Source organism: Pseudomonas sp. LB3P31 (assembly GCF_054897945.1).
Map to the genome: position 1 here is coordinate 3,008,054 of NZ_CM142710.1, position 20,226 is coordinate 3,028,279.

Sequence of the window (20,226 nt, forward strand, 5' to 3'; positions counted from 1 at the left end):
TTGAGCATGTCCCGGCAACGGTGGTTGTCTCCACAAGAGACATTTCACCTTTCCAACTGCTAATCCCGATCCCCGTAGGAGCTGCCGCAGGCTGCGATCTTTTGATCTTAAAAACAAAATCAAAAGATCGCAGCCTGCGGCAGCTCCTACGGGATCGCGTTGGGCGTTGTAAGGTTTTTTATGCGTTGTAGCGTTGTTCGCCCCACGCCAACAACCCTTGCAACAACTCCCTGAGCACCACCTGCGTCGGCGCGGCCAGGTCCGGCCTGTAGCGGAACGGCTCGAACTCTTCCATATACGTGCACTGGCCCAACTCCAGTTGCACCGCATGAATATTGTGCGCCGGGTTGCCGTAATGGCGGGTGATGTGGCCGCCCTTGAAACGTCCGTTCAGCACATGGCTGTAGTCGGTGTGGCGGGCGCAGATCGCTTCCAGCTGGGTGGCCAGCTGTGGATCGCAACTGGCGCCGTTGAAGGTGCCGAGGTTGAAGTCCGGCAGCTTGCCGTCGAACAGGTGCGGGATAATCGAGCGAATCGAGTGCGCATCGAACAGCAAGGCATAGCCAAACTCGGCCTTGAGTCGCGCCAGTTCACTCTGCAGGGTGCTGTGATACGGCGTCCAGATTTGCTCCAGATACGTCGCACGCTCTGCGGCGGACGGTTCCATGCCCTCTTGAAACAAAGGGATGCCGTCGAACAGCGTGGCCGGATACAAACCGGTGGTCGCCCCGGCGTACAACGGTTTGTCGTCGGCCGGGCGATTCAGGTCGATGACAAACCGTGAGTACTCGGCAGCCAGGGTACTGGCGCCCACTTCGGCAGCAAACTCGTACAACTGCGGAATGTGCCAGTCGGTATCCGGCAGGCTGCGGGCGGCGGGGATCAACCCGGCCTCGACCGCAGGAGTCAGGTGCAGGCCGGCATGGGGCATGCTGATCAGCAGCGGTACGCGGCCTTGTTTGAAATTCAGAACCTTATCCACAACTGCTCTCCTAAACGTGCGTTTCGACGCCGTGACGCACGATGCGTTTTTCCAGGTCGCCGCCCAGCCAGTACGACAGGTCGGCGGGACGATCAATCTGCCAGGCGACAAAGTCGGCGACCTTGCCGGCTTCCAGCGAACCGTGGGTAGCGGCCATACCCAGCGCAGTAGCGGCATGGATGGTCGCACCTGCGAGGGCTTCTTCCGGAGTCATGCGGAAACAGGTGCAGGCCATGTTCAGCATCAGGCGCAACGACAGCGCGGGTGAAGTGCCGGGGTTGAGGTCGCTGGCAATGGCGATTTTCACCCCGTGTTTGCGCAAGGCGTCCATCGGCGGCAACTGGGTTTCGCGCAGGAAGTAGAACGCTCCGGGCAACAACACAGCGACGGTGCCGGCCGTGGCCATGGCGATAGCGTCGTCTTCGTCCATGAACTCCAGGTGATCGGCCGACAGTGCGTGGTAACGCGCAGCCAGGCTCGACCCGTGTAGCGACGACAACTGCTCGGCATGCAGCTTCACTGGCACGCCGAGCTCCTGTGCAGTGACAAATACGCGCTCGACCTGGGCGGGCGAGAACGCCAGGTATTCGCAGAACGCATCCACCGCATCCACCAAGCCTTCGGCGGCCAGGGCCGGGAGCATTTCGGCGCAGATGTGCTCGATGTAGGCATCGGCGCGATCAGTGTATTCCGGTGGCAATGCGTGAGCGGCCAGGCAGGTGCTGCGCACGCTGATCGGCAACTCACTGCCGAGGCGACGGATCACCCGCAGGATCTTGCGTTCGCTGTCCAGGTCCAAACCATAGCCGGACTTCATCTCGACGGTGGTCACGCCATCGCGCATCAGGCTCTTGAGGCGCTTGACGGCGCTGACGAACAGCTCATCTTCACTGGCGGCGCGGGTGGCGCGCACGGTGCTGGCGATGCCGCCACCATTGGCGGCAATTTCCGCGTAGCTGACACCTTGCAGGCGCTGCTCGAATTCGCCGCTGCGATTACCGCCGAACACCGTATGGGTGTGGCAGTCGATCAGGCCCGGAGTGACCCAGGCCCCGTTCAAATCGTTGACCGCCGGGTACTCGCCCGCCGGCAGGTCGGCACGTGGGCCAATCCACTCAATGAGCGCACCGGACGTCACGATGGCCGCATCCTCGATGATCGAGTAGACGCCTTGCGCCATGGTTGCGACGTGGCAGTGTTGCCAGAGAGTTTTCATCCCGAGTTCCTCGTCTTGTTCAAAATCGATTCGCGAGCAAGCCCGCTCCCACATTGGATTTGCAGTGTTCACACAATCCCTCTGAGGGAAGGCCTCCCACACTGGATTTTCAATGTTCACACAATCCCTGTGGGAGCGGGCTTGCTCGCGATGGGGCCATCACAGGCTAGGCAAAATTTTCCCGGTGATGAGCTCATTCAGGCAACGCGTCGCCAACAATTCCGTCGCCGCATTAATGTCCGGTGCAAAAAACCGGTCTTTCTCATAAAACGGCACTTCGGCCCGCAAAATCCCGCGCGCTTTTTCCAGCTTCGGCGAAGTCTTCAGGCCTTCACGCAAATCCAGGCCCTGGCACGCTGCCAACCATTCAACCGCCAGCACTCCACGAGTGTTCTCGGCCATTTCCCACAGGCGCTTGCCCGCAGCCGGCGCCATCGACACGTGATCTTCCTGGTTCGCCGAAGTCGGCAAGCTGTCCACCGAATGCGGATGGGCCAGCGCCTTGTTCTCGCTGGCCAGTGCGGCAGCGGTCACCTGGGCAATCATAAAGCCGGAGTTGACGCCGCCATTCGCCACCAGGAACGGCGGCAGTTGCGACATATGCTTGTCCATCATCAGCGAAATTCGGCGCTCGCTCAGTGAGCCGATTTCAGCGATGGCCAGGGCCATGTTGTCGGCGGCCATGGCCACCGGCTCAGCGTGGAAGTTACCGCCGGAGATCACATCGCCTTCGGCGGCGAATACCAGCGGGTTATCTGACACTGCGTTGGCTTCGACGGCCAGCACTTCGGCGGCCTGGCGGAACTGGGTCAGGCAGGCGCCCATGACCTGCGGCTGGCAGCGCAGGGAGTACGGGTCCTGGACCTTGTCGCAATTCTGATGCGAGTCTGACACTTCACTGCGTTCGCCAAGAAGGTCACGGTAAGCCGCAGCGGCGTCGATCTGGCCTTTCTGTCCGCGAGCAGCGTGGATGCGCGCGTCGAATGGCGAGCGCGAGCCGAGTACCGCTTCTACCGTCAGGGCCCCCAGCGCCACGGCGCCAGCGAACAGGTCTTCACCCTCGAACAGACCGCGCAATGCGTAGGCGGTGGATACCTGGGTGCCGTTGAGCAGCGCCAGGCCTTCCTTGGCAGCCAAAGTCAGCGGGGTCAGACCGGCGACTTTCAGCGCTTCAGTCGCTTCCATCCACTCGCCTTTGTAGCGAGCCTTGCCTTCGCCCAGCAGCACCAGGGACATATGGGCCAATGGCGCCAGGTCACCGGAAGCGCCAACCGAACCTTTGAGTGGAATGTGCGGATAAACCTCGGCGTTGATCAGCGCAATCAGTGCGTCGATCACCACCCGGCGAATGCCGGAAAAACCGCGGCTCAGGCTGTTGACCTTGAGCACCATGACCAGGCGCACCAGCGCGTCGCTGATCGGCTCGCCGACGCCGGCGGCATGCGACAGCACCAGCGAGCGCTGCAGGTTTTCCAGGTCTTCGCTGGCGATGCGGGTCGAGGCCAGCAGGCCAAAACCGGTGTTGATGCCGTAGGCAGTGCGGTTCTCGGCGAGGATCTGCTCCACGCAGGCGACACTGGCTTCAATCTGCGCCGAGGCGCTGTTGTCGAGGGTGATTTTGACCGGCTGCTGATAGATATCACGCAGTTGGGCAAGGCTCAGTTGGCCGGGAATCAGGTTTAGCGCAGTCATTCAAATGCTCCTTTTGAGGCATTGTTATTAACTACCAGTCGCTCCGGAGCATTCCGTTATCCGTCGCCTCTCGTCTTTTAGACGATCCGCGCCTTGGCACGCTGGTATGGGTACTTGTCAGTGCAAATTCGGTAATACGTTGTGCAGACGGTGCGGGTCTTTCAGCACGCCAGCAGCGGCGGCAATGTCCGGCGCCAGCCAACGATCCTGATCGTAGGCCGGGACCTGCTCGCGCAGCAGTCGCCACGCGATGTCGGTGCCCGCGCCAAAGCGCTGGTCCTTGAGAAATTCAAACGCCTGGGCCGCCAGCAGATACTCGATCGCCAGGATCTGCGTGCAGTTTTCCAGCGCACGATGCAGCTTCAGCGCGGCATTGGTGCCCATGCTCAGGTGATCTTCCTGCAGACCCGAAGTGACGTAGTTATCCAGCACAGCCGGTTGCGCCAGCTGGCGATTTTCCGCGCACAACGAAGCGGCGACGTACTGGACGATCATCATTCCGGAATTGACCCCCGGATTAGCCACCAGAAAGGCCGGCAGACCGCTGACATGCGGATTGATCAGACGATCAAGACGACGCTCGGCGATCGAGCCGATTTCCGCCATGGCGATAGCCAGCAGATCAGCAGCCAGGGCCACTGACTGACCGTGCGGATTGGCCTGGGACATGATGCGAAAATCGTCCGGTGTACCCAACAGCATCGGGTTATCGGTGACCGAGTTGAGCTCGGTTTCGATCTGCCTGGTCGCATGCTCCAGCTGGTCGCGGGCGGCGCCGTGGACCTGCGGGATCGAGCGGATGCTCAGCGCATCCTGGGTGCGAATGCCTTTGCTCGAAGCGATCACTTCGCTGCCGTCGAGCAATGCCCGCAGATTGATGCCGACCTGCTGCATACCCGGGTGCGGCTTGAGCGCGATGATCTCGGCATCAAACGCCGCGATCTGCCCACGCTGGGCCTCAAAGCTCATCGCCCCGATCACGTCGGCCCATCGCACCAGGCGCGTGGCATCAGCGATTGCCAGGCAGCTTAGGCCAGTCATGCACGGCGTGCCGTTGACCAGGCACAAACCATCCTTGGCACCCAGTTGGACCGGTTGCAGACCTTCTTCGGCCAGGGCTTGCTGCGCGGAAACGATCTGCCCGCGATAGCTCACATTGCCAACGCCCAGCAGCGCGATGCCGACGTGCGCCATGTGGGTCAGGTAACCCACCGAACCCTGGGACGGCACTTGCGGAGTAATGCCGCGATTGAGCAGCGCCAGCAGCGCTTCGACTACTTGACGATGAATGCCGGATTTGCCGTGGCTGTAAATGCGGATCGCCGCGCACATGATCGCGCGGGTCTGTTCGTCGGCCAGCGCGGCACCGACGCCACAGGCGTGACTGAGCAGGGTGTTGCGCGACAGCTGGCTGAGTTGTTCGTCTTTAAGCGACACATTGCACAGCGCACCCAGGCCGGTGTTGACGCCATAGGCGCGTTCGCCGCTGGCGACGATGCGCTGGACGATCGCCTGGGCGTTTTCGATTCGTGCCCAGGTCTGTGGCGACAGCTCGAGCTGCGCGCCATGACGGGCTACCGCGACCACATCCTGCCAACGCAATGGGGAGTCGGCGATAACGATTTTTTCAGCCTGGGACATCTTTGACCTCTATCAGGGATATTGATGCAGCTTTACCGGCCTCTTCGCGAGCAAGCCCGCTCCCACACTGGATCTATGTCGAACACAAATTTCAGATACACCAAAAATCCAATGTGGGAGCGGGCTTGCTCGCGAAGGGGCCAGCACAAGCACTGCAAATCTTTACACCACCGCAGCCCGCCGCTGCACAAACCGATCGACATACTCATCCGCCGGCGAATGCAGGATCTCCCGCGGCGTCCCCACCTGAATCAACCGCCCATCCTTGAGAATCGCAATGCGGTTACCAATTCGCACCGCCTCATCGAGGTCGTGAGTGATGAACACGATGGTCTTGTGCAGAGTCTTCTGCAGCTCCAGCAACTGGTCCTGCATCTCCGCGCGGATCAACGGGTCGAGGGCGCTGAACGCTTCGTCCATCAGGATGATGTCGGTGTCTGCCGCCAATGCCCGCGCCAAACCCACGCGCTGGCGCATGCCGCCGGAGAGCTGGTGCGGGTACTTGTTTTCGTAACCCTTGAGGCCCACGGTGTTGATCCAGTGCAGCGCGCGTTCGGAGCACATCTGCTTGCTCTCGCCGCGCACTTTCAGGCCGTAGGCGACGTTGTCCAGGACGGTCTTGTGCGGCAGCAGGCCGAAGCTCTGGAACACCATGCTGATCTTGTGCCGGCGAAATTCGCGCAGGGCTTCCATGTCGTATTGCAGGATGTCCACGCCGTCCACCAGAATCGCGCCGCTGGTGGGATCGATCAGGCGATTGAAGTGGCGCACCAGCGTCGACTTGCCGGAGCCGGACAAACCCATGATTACGAAGATCTCACCAGTGCCGATGCTCAACGACAGGTCGTTGACCCCGACCACGCAGCCGGTTTCGGACAGGACCTGGTCCTTGGTTTTACCCTGGCCGATCATGGCCAGTGCATCCTTGGAGCGGTTGCCGAAAATCTTGAAGACGTTTTTGACTTCGATTTTGCTCACGGTTGCGTCGTTCATTTGCTCACCTCATGCCGTGGCCGACCATACGCCTGAGTAATGCGGTCGATGACCACTGCCAGAATCACGATCGCCAGACCAGCTTCAAGGCCACGTCCGACATTGAGGGTCTGAATCCCCACCAGCACGTCTTCACCGAGGCCACGGGCGCCGATCATCGAGGCAATCACGACCATCGACAACGCCATCATGGTGGTCTGGTTGATCCCGGCCATGATGCTCGGCAGGGCCAGTGGCAGTTGCACGCCGAACAGTTGTTGCCAGCGGTTGGCGCCGAAAGCATTGATAGCTTCCATCACCTCACCATCGACCTGGCGGATGCCCAGGTCGGTCAGACGGATCAGCGGTGGCGCGGCGTAGATGACGGTGGCAAAAATCGCCGGCACCTTGCCCAGGCCGAACAGCATCAGCACCGGGATCAGGTACACGAAGCTGGGCATGGTTTGCATGATGTCCAGCAGCGGCATCAGCACCGAACGCAGGCGATTGCTGCGCGCCGAGAGAATGCCCAGCGGAATGCCGATCAGCACCGAGATGACCGTCGCGACCATCATCAGCGCGAGGGTCTGCATCAGCTTGTCCCAGAGGCCAACCGCACCTACCAGGAACAACAGGCCGACGATGACGGCAGTGGTCACGACCTTGCGCGTGGCGTGCCAGGCAACGCCCGCCACGATCGCCAGCATCAGCCACCAGGGCGCGGCACGCAGCAGGCCTTCCAGATTGACGATGGCCCACAGCAGGGTGTCGGAAATGCTGCGGAACACGTCGCCGTAGTTGGTCACCAGCGAATCAACCCAACCGTTGACCCAGTCGGCGATGGAAAAGGTAAAGCTTTCGGGAAACATAAGGGACTCTCAATCAAGGGGTTGCGATGCAGCGCCCGACTGCCGTGGTCGGCAGTGGGACAGCTGGACCTACAAGGCCGCGTCGATTTTCTTGGCTGCGTCTTCGCTCACCCATGCATGCCAGACCTCAGGATGTTCCTTGAGGAAGATTTTCGCCAGCTTCGGCGAAGCGATCCGCTCCTTGGCCATGCGCCCGAGGTTCTGGTTCAGCAGATCGATCGGCAGGTTGACCTTTTCCAGCACCGCTACCAGCTCCGGAGCTTCGTCGTGGAAGGTCTTGGACAGGCCGACCTTGATGGTCACGCTCTTGTCCACGCCAGGCTTCTCTTCCAGCTTGACCAGGTCGACCTGGCCCATCAGCGGAGTCGGCGACCAGTAGTAGAACAGGATCGGCTCGCCACGCTTGTAGCTCGAGAGCACCGCCGCATCCAGCGCTGGGCCGGTGCCCGGGCGGAAGTTGGTGTAGGTGCTTTCCAGGCCGTAGCTCTTGAGCATTTCGCTGTTGTCCAGCTCGCAGGTCCAGCCGGCCGGGCAGTTGTAGAAACGGCCTTTGGACGGCTCTTCCTGGTCCTTGAACACAGCAGCGTACTTGGCCAGGTCGGCGATGTTCTTCAGGTCCGGGGCCTTGGCTTCCAGCTTGCGGCTGGCGTCACCTTCGATCACGTAGCGCGGCACGTACCAGCCTTCGATAGCGCCAGTCACCGGAGCGCCGACGCCGACGACCTTGCCGGCCTTCTCGGCCTTGTTCCAGACCTCGCTGCGGCCGACCCATTCTTCGGCAAAGATCTGGATGTCGTTGCTGCTCAGGGCGTTTTCCATGGTGATGGAGTTACCCGGCAGGCTGTCGGTCTTACAGTCGTAGCCTTTCTCCAGCACAACTTGCAGCACGTCAGTCAGCAACATGCCGCTTTCCCAGTTCAGGCCGGCGAATTTCACCGGTTTGCCCGACTCGCACCAGCCGGCTGCCTGAGTGGCGCCGGCACTGGCGAGCAGGCCCATGGAAAGTAATGTGGTCAGCAGGGTCTTGTTCGATTTCATTGTCGTGACGCTCCTAATCATGAATGGGCTTACGGCAGTCAAGAGGCATCCAGCCCTGTCCACGTCCAATCAGGCCTGCGCCGCAGCGCGACCGGCCCCGCTAGCTTTTGTTGGTACAACGCTGTCCTGCTCGACCGGCAGGATCAGGTGATCGGGTACGGAACCATGCCATTTCTTGGCACACACGTAATACACGGCAGCGGGCAGCAACAGGCCGATGATCCAGGAGATATCCACGTCACCCAGCGCCGCCACTAGCGGACCGGTGTAGAACTTGGTGGAGATGAACGGCAACTGCACCAGCACACCGAACACATAGACGCTGATCCCCAGCAGGTTCCAGCGGCCGTAGCGACCTTTCGGATCGGCCAGCGCCGGCACGTCATAACGCTCGCGGGTGATGCAGTAGTAGTCCACCAGGTTGATCGCGCTCCAAGGCGTGAAGAACGCCAGCAGGAACAGGATGAAAGACTTGAACGCACCGAGGAACGAATGCTGGCCGAGCAACGCGATCAGGGTCGCCGTGCCGACAATCACCAGCACAAAGACCAGACGCTGCAAGCGCGAAACCTGCAGGTGACCACGGAAACCGCTGATGATGGTCGCAATGCACATGAAGCTGCCGTAGGAGTTCAGGGTAGAGATGGTGACCTTGCCGAACGCGATGCTGAAATACAACAACGCAGCGGTGGCACCCGTACCGCCCAGACCAACGATGTAAGCCACTTCGTGTCCGGCAAATTGGCCGTTGGCCGAGGCCGCAGCAAACACGCCGAGAATCATCGCCACCTGTGCGCCAATCACCGAACCCGCGCCAGCAGCAAAAAAGGTCTTTACCGAAGACGTGCTGCTTGGCAAGTAGCGAGAATAGTCAGCCACATAAGGGCCGAAAGCGATCTGCCAGGATGCCGCGAGCGACACCGCCAACAGGAAACTGCTCCAGCTGAAGTGGCGTATTTCCAGAAGTGCGCCAACGTCAGTCTGGCTCATCAGACGGTAGAACAGATAAACGAAGGCGATCACCCCAATGACGCTGGCAACACGGCCAATCCAGTGGATCACCCGATAACCGAGCACCGTGACCAGCACAATGACACTGGCGAAGATCAGGATACCAACGCTGTCGCTGACGCCAAACAACTGGCCCAGCGCCTGGCCGGAAAGTACCGTACCGGTGGCGGTGAAGCCCAGATACATCAGGCACACCAGCACGATCGGGATGGCCGCGCCATATACGCCGAACTGTACCCGGCTGGAAATCATCTGCGGCAGGCCCAGCTTGGGCCCTTGCGCCGCATGCAGCGCCATAACCCCGCCGCCCAGCAGTTGACCAATTAGCAGACCGATCAACGACCAGAACACATCACCGCCCAACACCACGGCCAGGGCTCCGGTGACAATCGCGGTGATTTGCAGGTTGGCACCCATCCACAGGGTGAACTGGCTCAACAGACGACCGTGTCTTTCCGCTTCCGGGATGTAGTCGATCGAACGCCTTTCGATCAACGGTTTACTGCCTGCACGATCATTGTTTACAGCCATGATTCAACCTCTGTGGATTGTTCTGGTTATTGTTGTTTTTGCACCTGTAGGAGCTGTCGAGTGAAACGAGGCTGCGATCTTTTGCATTTCAGAAGATCAAGATCAAAAGATCGCAGCCTGCGGCAGCTCCTACAGGGGTAAGCATTACTTACCGGTAATCATCGGCAGGTTCAGCCCCTGCTCCTTCGCGCAATCAATCGCGATCTGATAACCCGCATCGGCATGGCGCATCACACCAGTCGCCGGATCGTTGTGCAGCACGCGAGCAATACGCTCGGCCGCTTCATCCGTACCGTCGCAGACAATCACCATGCCCGAGTGCTGAGAGAAGCCCATGCCAACGCCGCCGCCATGGTGCAGGGAAACCCAGGTCGCGCCGCTCGCGGTGTTCAAAAGCGCGTTGAGCAATGGCCAGTCGGACACAGCGTCGGAACCGTCCTGCATCGATTCGGTTTCGCGGTTCGGGCTGGCCACGGAACCGGAGTCCAGGTGGTCACGACCGATCACGATTGGCGCGGACAATTCGCCGCTGCGCACCATTTCGTTGAACGCCAGGCCGAGCTTGGCGCGCAGGCCCAGGCCAACCCAGCAGATACGCGCCGGCAGACCCTGGAAGCTGATGCGCTCGCGCGCCATGTCCAGCCAGTTGTGCAGGTGGGCGTCGTCCGGAATCAGTTCCTTGACCTTGGCGTCGGTCTTGTAGATGTCTTCGGCGTTGCCCGACAGTGCTGCCCAACGGAACGGGCCGATGCCACGGCAGAACAGCGGACGAATGTAGGCCGGTACAAAGCCCGGGAAGTCGAAAGCGTTCTCCACGCCCTCTTCTTGCGCCATCTGCCGAATGTTGTTGCCGTAGTCGAAGGTCGGAATGCCCATTTTCTGGAATTCGAGCATTGCTTTTACGTGTACGGCCATCGATTGCTTGGCGGCTTTGACCACGGCAGCAGGCTCGGTCTTGGCGCGAGCGCGGTACTCTTCCCAGGTCCAGCCGGCTGGCAAGTAGCCGTTCAGAGGGTCGTGGGCGCTGGTCTGGTCGGTGACCATGTCCGGGCGCACGCCACGCTTGACCAGTTCCGGCAGGATCTCCGCCGCGTTGCCCAGCAGAGCGATGGAAATCGCTTTGCCTTCCTTGGTGTACTTGTCGATACGCGCCAGAGCGTCGTCAAGGTCTTTGGCTTGCTCGTCGACGTAGCGGCTGTTCAGGCGGAAATCGATGCTCACCTGTTGGCATTCGATGTTCAGCGAGCAGGCGCCGGCCAGGGTTGCGGCCAGAGGCTGGGCGCCACCCATGCCGCCCAGGCCTGCGGTCAGGACCCAACGACCTTTCAGGTCATCATTGTAGTGCTGGCGACCGGCTTCGACGAAGGTTTCGTAGGTGCCCTGAACGATGCCCTGGCTGCCGATGTAGATCCAGCTGCCTGCGGTCATCTGGCCGTACATGGCCAGGCCCTTGGCGTCGAGTTCGTTGAAGTGTTCCCAACTCGCCCAGTGTGGCACCAGGTTGGAGTTGGCGATCAATACGCGCGGGGCGTTGCTGTGGGTCTTGAACACGCCGACCGGCTTGCCGGATTGCACCAGCAGGGTCTCGTCGTCATTCAGGTTGGTCAGGCTCTCGACGATCTTGTCGTAGCACTCCCAGTTGCGCGCAGCGCGACCGATGCCACCGTAAACCACCAGCTCCTTAGGGTTTTCGGCCACTTCCGGGTCGAGGTTGTTCATCAACATGCGCAGCGGCGCTTCAGTCAGCCAGCTTTTGGCGGTCAGCTTGTTACCGCGGGCGGCACGGATTTCGACGTCACGGCTCTTTGTATAAGTAGCGGTAGTGGTTTTGTTGTCAGTCACGAAAAAGACTCCTCAGCGATCAATTCAAACCAACCCTGGCAATGGGCAAGCAGCTTGTGCGCGTCGTTGCGCCACAAGCGAATCAGTGGACGCTGCGGGGAGTCTCGGTCGACTCATACGCATACGTCTTTACTTGTACATACAAGCATATGCAATCGAACGGCCAACTTGTTGGATGGGTGTTCAAGAAAAATTCATGATGGGCTGGGAGGCTTGTAGATCAACGGTTCTGAAGGAGATGAAATTTTTCGAGGAGATTTTGTGGGGGGCGATAGCTTGTTACTGGGGAGCGGTTTTGCGCCAGGCTGGGGCGTTCGGTAACAAATTGGTGCGCGTGGGGGAACGCTGAAAAGCAAAAGATCGCAGCCTGCGGCAGCTCCTACAGGGGTTGCGTCCATCCGCAATATCGGAGGCGAACACGATCAATGTAGGAGCTGCCGAAGGCTGCGATCTTTTTGGTGTCTGGATTCAGCGTGCAGTCAGTTCGATCACGCAGCATGGGCCTTTACAGGAGACCTCCACCAAGCCGGTGCTACCGACAAGTTGCAAGCAATCATGGCGACCCAATTGCTGGGCACTGTTACCGACCGTCACTTCCAACGCATCAGACACACTGAACAGCAACACAGTCCCCGCCGAACTGAAGAACCGCTGCTCCCCCTCCAGCCACTGCAACCGCGCGCTATACCGCTGCGGCGCATAAATCAGGTTGAAGTCGCGGATCGGGCCGCCGAGCAATGTGCAGGACACCTGGCTCTCACCGCTGAAGGCATGCGGGTCCAGCGGTAACAACGCCCGGGTATCCTGGCCATCAACCCGCAACGTCATACCGTCACCCTGCAGCACGGTAATCACCCGCTGATAACCGGCGAAGGTGGAAAACCCGCCAGACTCGCCGATGTCGGCAATCGACAGGCGCCAGCCAAAGCCATCAAGCCCATCACCCGCGTCGCGAGTGATCTCTTCAGTGCTGCCACGGCCGTTTTTCCACGGCATGCGTGGGTAATCGGCTGCGCGGAATACCTTCAATTGACTCATCAATATTCCTTACTTGTGAAAGCGGCCTTCCAGACGATGACGGGAACCAGGGTGGATCAGGCGAGCAGCGGTCACCGGCTGACGACCCGACCAAGTGCGGCGACGAATCAGCAAGCAAGGCTCGCCCTTTTCAATTTGCAGCAGTTTGCATTCGCTGGCTTCCGCCAGGATCGCTTCGACCACGTGTTCGCCTTCAGTCAGCGGCGCGACCTGGTTCAGGTAGGCGTAAGGCGTCTGCAGGGTAAAGTCCTGCTTGAGGTAATCGGGGGCCACCAGCGCGTTGACGAACCGGTCTTCGATCTGCACCGGGATATCGTTTTCAAAGTGCACGATCAGCGAGTGGAAGACCTTCTGGCCTTCGCGCATATCCAGCGCCAACGCGCGCTCGGAACCGGCAGCTTCTTCTTCGAGGGTGATCACTTTGCAGGTATGACGATGGCCGCGAGAGGCGATTTCGTCGGCAATGTTGTGCACTTCAAACAAGGCCGACTGGCTTTTTGGTTCGGCGACAAAGGTACCGACCCCTTGCATGCGCACCAACAGGCCGTCGGCCGTCATCTCGCGCAGGGCGCGGTTGATGGTCATGCGGCTGAAACCCAACTGGTTGACCAGCTCGCTTTCCGACGGCACTCGGTAATGCGGCGGCCAGTTACCGCTGTCGATTTGCTGGGTAATCATCTGTTTGACGCGGGCGTACAAGGGCGCCGGACTGTCGCCCAGGTTCGCTGCCAACGGAGAGACTGCAGGCGGAGTCGGCACGGTTAATCCTTGATCGTCTGGATAAGATTGCTAGCTTGCCGGAGTTTACCGGGCAGGCAAACGTCTGTATATGTATATACAAATAACACACGATGGGGTGCTGAACCATGTCCGCCTTCTTTGCCGAACGCGCGCTGCTGCCTAATGGATGGGCCAATGATGTACGTCTTGAGGTCAGCGCCGATGGCGTGCTGACCCATGTCCAGGCCGATTCTCATGCAGATGGCGCCGAACGGATAAAGGGGCCGCTGCTGCCGGGCATGCCGAATCTACATTCCCACGCGTTCCAGCGGGCGATGGCCGGGCTGGCAGAAGTGGCGGGTAATCCGAACGACAGCTTCTGGACCTGGCGGGACCTGATGTACCGCCTCGTCGGAAAAATCAGCCCGGACCAGCTCGGGGTGATCGCTCGTCAGCTGTACATAGAAATGCTCAAGGCGGGCTATACCTCGGTCGCCGAGTTTCACTACGTGCACCATGACACCAACGGCCAGGCGTACGCCGACCCTGCCGAGCTGGCGTCGCGCATCAGCCAGGCCGCCGCTTCTGCCGGTATCGGCCTGACCTTGCTGCCGGTGCTCTACAGCTACTCTGGTTTCGGCGGCCAGGCCCCGAATGACGGCCAGCGACGCTTTATCAACAGCACTGAAAACTATCTCAGGTTGCAGTCGCGCCTGCAGCCGATGCTGGCGCAGCAATCGGCGCAGTCTTCAGGTCTGTGTTTCCACTCGTTGCGCGCTGTCACTCCGCAGCAGATCAGCGAAGTATTGGCCGCCAGCGACAAGCAATGCCCGGTGCACATCCACATCGCCGAACAGCAGAAGGAAGTCGATGACTGCCTGGCCTGGAGCGCTCGCCGTCCGCTGCAGTGGTTGTACGAAAACACCGAAGTCGACCAGCGCTGGTGCCTGGTCCACGCGACCCACGCCAATCCGGAAGAGGTCAGTTTGATGGCCCGCAGCCGGGCCATCGCCGGCCTGTGCCTGACCACCGAAGCCAACCTCGGCGATGGGATTTTTCCGGCAGTAGACTTCCTCGCTCAAGGTGGGCGCATGGGTATTGGTTCCGATAGTCATGTCTCGCTGAGCGTGGTGGAAGAACTGCGCTGGCTGGAATACGGCCAGCGCCTGCGTGACCAGCGACGCAACCGCTTGTATGGCGTCGATCAACCGATGGTGGGCCGCACTTTGTACGACGCGGCGCTCGATGGCGGAGCGCAGGCGTTGGGACAGCCGATTGGCCGGCTGGAAGTGGGCAAGCGCGCGGATTGGCTGGTGTTGGACGGCAACGATCCGTACCTGGCTACGGCCAGCGGCGACGGGATTTTGAACCGCTGGTTGTTCGCTGGCGGCGATCGCCAGGTGCGCGACGTGCTGGTCAACGGCCAGTGGGTCGTGCGTGACGGGCGGCATGCGGGCGAGGAAGAAAGCAGCCGTGCGTTTACCCAGGTCCTGCGCGATTTACTCGGTTAAAAGCAAAAGATCGTCCGATCGCGGCCCGAGCCTTCGGCAGCTCCTACAGGGGCCGGGTTGAGCCGCATTATGCGCTCAACCGAATCAATGTAGGAGCTGCCGGAGGCTGCGATCTTTTTTTCAGCCGCACCGTTAGTTCGAGGTCTTGGCCATCTGCGTATCCGAAGCGCGCCAGATCAATCGTGTGGTGTCGTACCCCTGCTGCCGCGCCTTGCTCAGCAGCTCTTCACGCACAACTCCATTGACTGTCGGGGTTCGTGACAACAACCACAGATACCGTCGGCTCGGATCGCCAACAATCGCGGTCTTGTAGTCATCGCTGACGTACAGCACCCAGTACGCGCCCTTGGCCACACCCGGCAGCAGGCGCGAGAACCAGTTGTCGAACTCCACCCACAGCTTGTCAGTCTTGCCGGGCACCTGCGGATAAGCCGTGCCCTTGGCTTCCTCCCATTGCCAATCCGACGTCAGGCAGCGGTTCAGCACCAGTATGTTGCCGTCAGGCTTGAGCGTGTAATGGGCTTCGGACTGCGCGCAGTTGCGCTGGAAGTACATCGGCAGGCGAGCCAGCTCATACCAGGTGCCCTGATACTTCTTCAGGTTGACGCTACTGACGGTTTTCGGCGCCAGTTGATCATCGCCAGAAGTGGCGCAGCCGGCCAATACCAGGCCGGCCAAAAGTACAAATAATAACCGCTTCATTATTTTTCTCCCGTGGGCGCGAAGCCCCGGTTTACTTCAGGCCTTGGCCAGAAAACATCAACACTTTGTCACCGGCGTACTGCACGCTGATAAAGCTGTTCTTGTCGCCCCAGGTGCAACTGGACATGCCGAGCGCGCCCGAGCAATCGGCGGGTTTACCCAGCAAGGATTCAACCTCGGCCTTGGGCATGCCGGCGGACAGCTTCGAATAGTTTTCCTGATTGACCTTGCTGCATGCGGCCAACAGCACACAGAACGAAAGCAGGGCGAGAGATCGCAGCGACATGGTGTTGCTCCTGGGGCGAAGGGGGTTGGCATGGCTGCCAAGCAGAAGCTTAGAAGAGAAAACCCCTATCTGGTTCCCTGGCCAAAGGCCTATTTATCAGGTCACTCGTCTGGCATATGCCGAAAAATCAGCCACTTTGCGGTCCCATCCCGCATTTCATCGATTTTCCCTAAAGACGACTAATCTTTGGCGCGCCCCGGTCGACACATCCTGTAGGAGCGAGCTCGCTCGCGATGGACGCCAACGATAATGCGGGTCAATTAACTGCACGCGATCGTCAAAGTCCCTCGCACGAGCAGGTCGCCACCACACCAGCCCCCTCCGCGGTAGCTCACTTAATGACCAGAAACATGAAGTTCAGCCACAAGATCCTGCTGGCTGCCGCCCTCGTGGTGGCCGTCGCATTCGCCTGTTTCATCCTGTTCAACGACTACCGCCAGCGCCAGACTCTGCGCAGCAGTACCGAAGCCTCGATGCAGGAACTGGGCAGCCTGACCACCAGCAACATCCAGACCTGGCTGGAAAGCCGCATCCAGTTGCTGCAGTCGATGTCCCAGCAGATTGCCGCGGACGGCAACGCGCCGGCCAGCCTCAAGCGCGCCATCGACCTGCCCGCCTATACCAGCAATTTCCAGCTGAGCTATTTTGGCGGCAGCGACGGCGTGATGTTCTCGGTCCCGGCCGGCAATCGTGCCGCCGACTACGATCCCCGCGCCCGTGGCTGGTACAAGGCCGCCAATAGCGCGCAACAGACTGTCGTCACCGAACCCTACATCGCTGCGTCCTCGGGCAAGCTGGTGATCACGGTTGCCACCCCCGTGCAGCGCCAGGGTGCGATGATTGGCGTTGCCGGCGCGGACATCGACCTGTCCAGCGTCAGCGCGATCATCAACTCGCTGAACTTCGGCGGCCACGGCCACGCATTCATCGTTAGCGCCGACGGCAAGATCCTGATCCACCCGGACAGCAAATTTGTCCTCAAGACCCTGGCCGACGCCTACCCGAGTGGCGCACCAACCGTGAGCCCGGGGATGAAAGAAGTCGAGATCGACGGCAAGCGCCAGTTCATCTCCTTCACCCACGTCAATGGCGTGCCGTCGGCAAACTGGTACGTGGCGCTGGTGCTCGACCAGGAAACCGCGTTCGCGATGCTCAGCGAATTCCGCACCTCGGCGATCATTGCCATGGTGATTGCGGTGGTGATCATCATTGCGTTGCTGGGCATGCTGATCAGCTTCCTGATGCAGCCGCTGCTGACCATGGGCCGCGCCATGCATGACATTGCCGAAGGTGAAGGCGACCTGACCCGGCGCCTGACCATCCACGGCCATGATGAATTCGGCGCCCTGGGCACCTCGTTCAACCGTTTCGTGGAGCGTATCCACACATCGATCAGCGAAGTGGCATCGGCCACCGGCCAGGTCAACGAAGTCGCGCTGCGCGTAGTCGCCGCGTCGAACTCGTCGATGTTCAACTCCGACCAGCAGGCTTCACGCACCAGCAGCGTGGCTGCCGCGATCAACGAGCTGGGGGCTGCCGCCCAGGAAATCGCCCAGAACGCCGCCCTCGCCTCGCAGCATTCCAGCGATGCCCGCGCCTTGGCCGAAGATGGCCAGCAGGTGGTCGACAAGACTATCGCCGCGATGCAGCAACTGTCGGCGAAGATCAGCGATTCCTGCGGCAACATCGAAACGCTCAACAGCAATACGGTGAACATCGGGCAGATTCTGGAAGTGATCACCAGCATCTCCCAGCAGACCAATCTGCTGGCGCTGAACGCCGCCATCGAAGCGGCCCGTGCCGGTGAAGCCGGGCGCGGTTTTGCCGTGGTCGCCGACGAGGTGCGCAACCTGGCACACCGCACTCAGGATTCGGCGCAGCAAGTGCAGAAGATGATCGAGGAACTGCAGGTCGGCGCCCGGGAAGCGGTCAGCACCATGACCGACAGCCAGCGTCAGAGTGAAAGCAGCGTCGGGATTGCCAACCAGGCCGGTGAGCGACTTGGCAGCGTGACCCAGCGCATCGGCGAGATCGACGGCATGAACCAGTCGGTGGCGACAGCGACCGAGGAGCAGACGGCGGTGGTGGAGTCGATCAATGTCGACATTACCGAGATCAATATGCTGAATCAGGAAGGGGTGGAGAATTTGCAGTCGACGTTGCGCGCTTGCTCGGATCTGGAGCAGCAGGCGGCGCGGTTGAAGCAGTTGGTGGGTAGCTTCAGGATTTAAGCTGTTATTACGGGCCCCTTCGCGAGCAAGCCCGCTCCCACACTGGATCTGTATCGTTCACAAATCACCTGTGGGAGCGGGCTTGCTCGCGAAGGCGGCATCAGCCGCGATGAAGATTTAGAACCTTGAACCAGGTCCCGACAGAAACGCCAATTCCTCAGCCGTAGACTCCCGCCCCAACACCGCATTCCTGTGCGTAAACCGCCCAAACCGCGCAATCACCCGCTGATGCTTCTCGGCATACTCCAGATAATCGGCAAACAGCGCCCGATCTGCCTCGGGCTGTTGCGCCAGCAGCTCGATGTACCTGGAAACCGCCTCGTTCTGCACCGCCAGATTCTCGCAGTGCTCAAACACCAGATAGATGAACACCCGCTGGATCGGCTGCAACTGCCGATCAAAATCCGCAGCAATGCCTTGAGCCACCAGAGCCTGCGCCCTGAGATCACCGGAAAAGGATTTGGGAGAGTCGCGATAGATCATTCGCGGCAGCTGATCGAGCAGCAGCACCAGAGCCAGCCAACCGTCAGGGCGTTGCGCCCAGTCAGTCAATCCGTCGGCCAGTGCCTGCTCGACCCAGTCCCCGAAACGCGTCTGCGCCTCCAGGTCCTGGCTGTCGTGCTTGCCGAACCATAACCGGCCCTTGGCAGCCACTACTGCTTGCGGCGATTCGGAAGTTCCGAACCACCATTCAAGCAACGGCTGCCAGGGCGCGGTCATGTTTACTCCTTGTGGTACGCCGTGGCGCGGGCGACTTCTTCTTTCGAGCCGAGGAACACCGCTACGCGCTGGTGCAGGCCTTCAGGCTGGATGTCGAGAATGCGCTGATGGCCATCGGTGGATGCGCCGCCAGCCTGTTCAACCAGGAACGACATCGGGTTGGCTTCGTACATCAGGCGCAGTTTGCCCGGCTTGGACGGTTCGCGGCTGTCGCGTGGGTACATGAACAAACCGCCACGGGTCAGGATGCGGTGCACGTCGGCGACCATCGCGGCAACCCAGCGCATGTTGTAGTTCTTTTTCAGCGGACCTTCTTCGCCCGCCAGCAATTCGCCAACGTAGCGTTGTACCGGAGCTTCCCAGTGACGCGAGTTGGACATGTTGACGGCGAATTCCTGAGTGGTTTCAGGAATGGTGATGTCTTCGTGGGTCAGCACGAAGCTGCCCATTTCACGGTCCAGGGTAAAGCCCTTGACGCCATCACCCAGGGTCAGCACCAGCATGGTTTGCGGGCCGTAGATAGCGTAACCGGCGGCAACCTGCTGGGTACCTGGCTGCAGGAAGGCCTTTTCGTTCAGGGCTTCGTTCTGGCTCAGGTATTCGGTCGGGCAACGCAGTACCGAGAAGATGGTGCCGACAGGTGCGTTGATATCGATGTTGGACGAACCGTCCAGTGGGTCGAATACCAGCAGGTAGGCGCCTTTCGGGTATTTGCCCGGGATCTGGTAAGCATTGTCCATTTCCTCCGACGCCATGCCGGCCAGGTGACCGCCCCATTCGTTGGCTTCGAGCAGGATCTCGTTGGAGATCACGTCGAGTTTCTTCTGCACTTCGCCTTGGACGTTTTCAGTGCCCATGCTGCCCAGAACACCGCCCAGGGCGCCCTTGGAGACGGCGTGGCTGATTTCCTTGCAAGCACGCGCCACCACTTCGATCAGGAAACGCAGATCGGCAGGGGTGTTGTTGCTACGGGTCTGCTCAATCAAATAGCGACTCAGGGTAACGCGGGACATGGAAGGCTCCGGTGGAATGGGGGGCTAAAAACCCGCGCAGTTTAACGCGAGTCGGGGCGCATTTCCTCCTATCAGACGTGAGATGCCGAATAGAGTTCATGCACCGGCTTCAGCGTAGTTCGAAACAGACGGGGTTTGGGGGAAGTTTTTTGCCGAGCCGGCGAACGCCATCGCGGGCAAGCCTTGCTCCCACAGGATTCAAATCTCGTTG

17 protein-coding genes and 1 pseudogene are annotated in these 20,226 nt (G+C 60.3%); 3 read left to right on the forward strand and 15 right to left on the reverse strand.

What is annotated here, in order from left to right; translation table 11 throughout:
• Window positions 1-178 precede the first annotated feature (178 nt).
• From hutG to hutC, 11 genes are all read right to left on the reverse strand, one after another.
• A complete protein-coding gene (gene hutG / locus ACYZTK_RS13630) occupies window positions 179-982 on the reverse strand; it encodes an N-formylglutamate deformylase (protein WP_462010377.1) in 804 nt (267 codons plus the stop codon).
• 10 nt (window positions 983-992) lie between these two features.
• The gene (hutI, locus tag ACYZTK_RS13635; protein ID WP_462010378.1) at window positions 993-2,198 is read right to left on the reverse strand and encodes an imidazolonepropionase; all 1,206 of its coding nucleotides are present in this window, start codon (window positions 2,196-2,198) and stop codon (window positions 993-995) included.
• 159 nt (window positions 2,199-2,357) lie between these two features.
• Complete coding sequence (gene hutH, locus ACYZTK_RS13640; RefSeq protein ID WP_462010379.1) at window positions 2,358-3,890, reverse strand: histidine ammonia-lyase; 1,533 nt, start codon at window positions 3,888-3,890, stop codon at window positions 2,358-2,360.
• A 117-nt stretch (window positions 3,891-4,007) separates the two neighbouring features.
• The gene (hutH, locus tag ACYZTK_RS13645) at window positions 4,008-5,531 is read right to left on the reverse strand and encodes a histidine ammonia-lyase (protein ID WP_462010380.1); all 1,524 of its coding nucleotides are present in this window, start codon (window positions 5,529-5,531) and stop codon (window positions 4,008-4,010) included.
• A gap of 162 nt (window positions 5,532-5,693) precedes the next feature.
• The gene (locus ACYZTK_RS13650; protein WP_149416766.1) at window positions 5,694-6,524 is read right to left on the reverse strand and encodes a quaternary amine ABC transporter ATP-binding protein; all 831 of its coding nucleotides are present in this window, start codon (window positions 6,522-6,524) and stop codon (window positions 5,694-5,696) included.
• The gene (locus ACYZTK_RS13655) at window positions 6,521-7,372 is read right to left on the reverse strand and encodes an ABC transporter permease (protein ID WP_053153259.1); all 852 of its coding nucleotides are present in this window, start codon (window positions 7,370-7,372) and stop codon (window positions 6,521-6,523) included. The genes ACYZTK_RS13650 and ACYZTK_RS13655 overlap by 4 nt, the downstream gene beginning before the upstream one ends.
• 69 nt (window positions 7,373-7,441) lie before the next feature.
• Complete coding sequence (locus ACYZTK_RS13660) at window positions 7,442-8,410, reverse strand: ABC transporter substrate-binding protein (protein ID WP_462010381.1); 969 nt, start codon at window positions 8,408-8,410, stop codon at window positions 7,442-7,444.
• Window positions 8,411-8,479: 69 nt separating this feature from the next.
• Window positions 8,480-9,952, reverse strand: coding sequence for a purine-cytosine permease family protein (locus ACYZTK_RS13665; protein ID WP_462010382.1), 1,473 nt, complete (start codon window positions 9,950-9,952; stop codon window positions 8,480-8,482).
• A gap of 144 nt (window positions 9,953-10,096) precedes the next feature.
• The gene (gene hutU, locus ACYZTK_RS13670) at window positions 10,097-11,794 is read right to left on the reverse strand and encodes a urocanate hydratase (protein ID WP_462010383.1); all 1,698 of its coding nucleotides are present in this window, start codon (window positions 11,792-11,794) and stop codon (window positions 10,097-10,099) included.
• A gap of 468 nt (window positions 11,795-12,262) precedes the next feature.
• Complete coding sequence (locus ACYZTK_RS13675) at window positions 12,263-12,832, reverse strand: HutD/Ves family protein (protein ID WP_462010384.1); 570 nt, start codon at window positions 12,830-12,832, stop codon at window positions 12,263-12,265.
• Window positions 12,833-12,841: 9 nt separating this feature from the next.
• Entirely contained in the window at window positions 12,842-13,510 is a 669-nt protein-coding gene (hutC, locus tag ACYZTK_RS13680) for a histidine utilization repressor (protein ID WP_236713266.1), read from the reverse strand.
• A gap of 188 nt (window positions 13,511-13,698) precedes the next feature.
• Between hutC and ACYZTK_RS13685 the strand changes: the two genes are divergently transcribed.
• The gene (locus ACYZTK_RS13685) at window positions 13,699-15,063 is read left to right on the forward strand and encodes a formimidoylglutamate deiminase (protein WP_462010385.1); all 1,365 of its coding nucleotides are present in this window, start codon (window positions 13,699-13,701) and stop codon (window positions 15,061-15,063) included.
• 132 nt (window positions 15,064-15,195) lie between these two features.
• Here ACYZTK_RS13685 and ACYZTK_RS13690 read toward each other — a convergent pair whose 3' ends face one another.
• Window positions 15,196-15,765, reverse strand: coding sequence for a lipocalin family protein (locus ACYZTK_RS13690; protein WP_462010386.1), 570 nt, complete (start codon window positions 15,763-15,765; stop codon window positions 15,196-15,198).
• 31 nt (window positions 15,766-15,796) lie between these two features.
• Complete coding sequence (locus ACYZTK_RS13695; RefSeq protein ID WP_462010387.1) at window positions 15,797-16,051, reverse strand: hypothetical protein; 255 nt, start codon at window positions 16,049-16,051, stop codon at window positions 15,797-15,799.
• A 473-nt stretch (window positions 16,052-16,524) separates the two neighbouring features.
• Here ACYZTK_RS13695 and ACYZTK_RS13700 point away from each other — a divergent pair.
• A pseudogene (locus ACYZTK_RS13700) lies at window positions 16,525-17,376 on the forward strand (cache domain-containing protein); the annotation flags it as partial.
• Between the two features lie 141 nt (window positions 17,377-17,517).
• Window positions 17,518-18,282, forward strand: coding sequence for a methyl-accepting chemotaxis protein (locus tag ACYZTK_RS13705; protein ID WP_416236011.1), 765 nt, complete (start codon window positions 17,518-17,520; stop codon window positions 18,280-18,282).
• Between the two features lie 117 nt (window positions 18,283-18,399).
• On the opposite strand, the gene ACYZTK_RS13710 is transcribed toward ACYZTK_RS13705, so the two are convergent.
• Together ACYZTK_RS13710 and ACYZTK_RS13715 are read right to left on the reverse strand one after the other, a co-directional pair.
• Window positions 18,400-19,002 (reverse strand): DUF924 family protein, encoded by a 603-nt coding sequence (locus tag ACYZTK_RS13710; RefSeq protein WP_462010388.1) that lies wholly within the window; start codon window positions 19,000-19,002, stop codon window positions 18,400-18,402.
• Window positions 19,003-19,004: 2 nt separating this feature from the next.
• Window positions 19,005-20,015, reverse strand: a complete 1,011-nt coding sequence (locus ACYZTK_RS13715; RefSeq protein ID WP_462010389.1) for a class 1 fructose-bisphosphatase — start codon at window positions 20,013-20,015, stop codon at window positions 19,005-19,007.
• Window positions 20,016-20,226: the final 211 nt, after the last annotated feature.

What these genes read in the sequence shown, in the direction of transcription:
- hutI (WP_462010378.1), bottom strand. Translation starts at nt 2,198, where the DNA reads ATGAAAACTCTCTGGCAACACTGCCACGTCGCAACCATGGCGCAAGGC.
- hutH (WP_462010379.1), bottom strand. Translation starts at nt 3,890, where the DNA reads ATGACTGCGCTAAACCTGATTCCCGGCCAACTGAGCCTTGCCCAACTG.
- hutH (WP_462010380.1), bottom strand. Translation starts at nt 5,531, where the DNA reads ATGTCCCAGGCTGAAAAAATCGTTATCGCCGACTCCCCATTGCGTTGG.
- ACYZTK_RS13650 (WP_149416766.1), bottom strand. Translation starts at nt 6,524, where the DNA reads ATGAACGACGCAACCGTGAGCAAAATCGAAGTCAAAAACGTCTTCAAG.
- ACYZTK_RS13655 (WP_053153259.1), bottom strand. Translation starts at nt 7,372, where the DNA reads ATGTTTCCCGAAAGCTTTACCTTTTCCATCGCCGACTGGGTCAACGGT.
- ACYZTK_RS13660 (WP_462010381.1), bottom strand. Translation starts at nt 8,410, where the DNA reads ATGAAATCGAACAAGACCCTGCTGACCACATTACTTTCCATGGGCCTG.
- ACYZTK_RS13665 (WP_462010382.1), bottom strand. Translation starts at nt 9,952, where the DNA reads ATGGCTGTAAACAATGATCGTGCAGGCAGTAAACCGTTGATCGAAAGG.
- ACYZTK_RS13675 (WP_462010384.1), bottom strand. Translation starts at nt 12,832, where the DNA reads ATGAGTCAATTGAAGGTATTCCGCGCAGCCGATTACCCACGCATGCCG.
- hutC (WP_236713266.1), bottom strand. Translation starts at nt 13,510, where the DNA reads ATGATTACCCAGCAAATCGACAGCGGTAACTGGCCGCCGCATTACCGA.
- ACYZTK_RS13685 (WP_462010385.1), top strand. Translation starts at nt 13,699, where the DNA reads ATGTCCGCCTTCTTTGCCGAACGCGCGCTGCTGCCTAATGGATGGGCC.
- ACYZTK_RS13690 (WP_462010386.1), bottom strand. Translation starts at nt 15,765, where the DNA reads ATGAAGCGGTTATTATTTGTACTTTTGGCCGGCCTGGTATTGGCCGGC.
- ACYZTK_RS13695 (WP_462010387.1), bottom strand. Translation starts at nt 16,051, where the DNA reads ATGTCGCTGCGATCTCTCGCCCTGCTTTCGTTCTGTGTGCTGTTGGCC.
- ACYZTK_RS13705 (WP_416236011.1), top strand. Translation starts at nt 17,518, where the DNA reads ATGTTCAACTCCGACCAGCAGGCTTCACGCACCAGCAGCGTGGCTGCC.
- ACYZTK_RS13710 (WP_462010388.1), bottom strand. Translation starts at nt 19,002, where the DNA reads ATGACCGCGCCCTGGCAGCCGTTGCTTGAATGGTGGTTCGGAACTTCC.
- ACYZTK_RS13715 (WP_462010389.1), bottom strand. Translation starts at nt 20,015, where the DNA reads ATGTCCCGCGTTACCCTGAGTCGCTATTTGATTGAGCAGACCCGTAGC.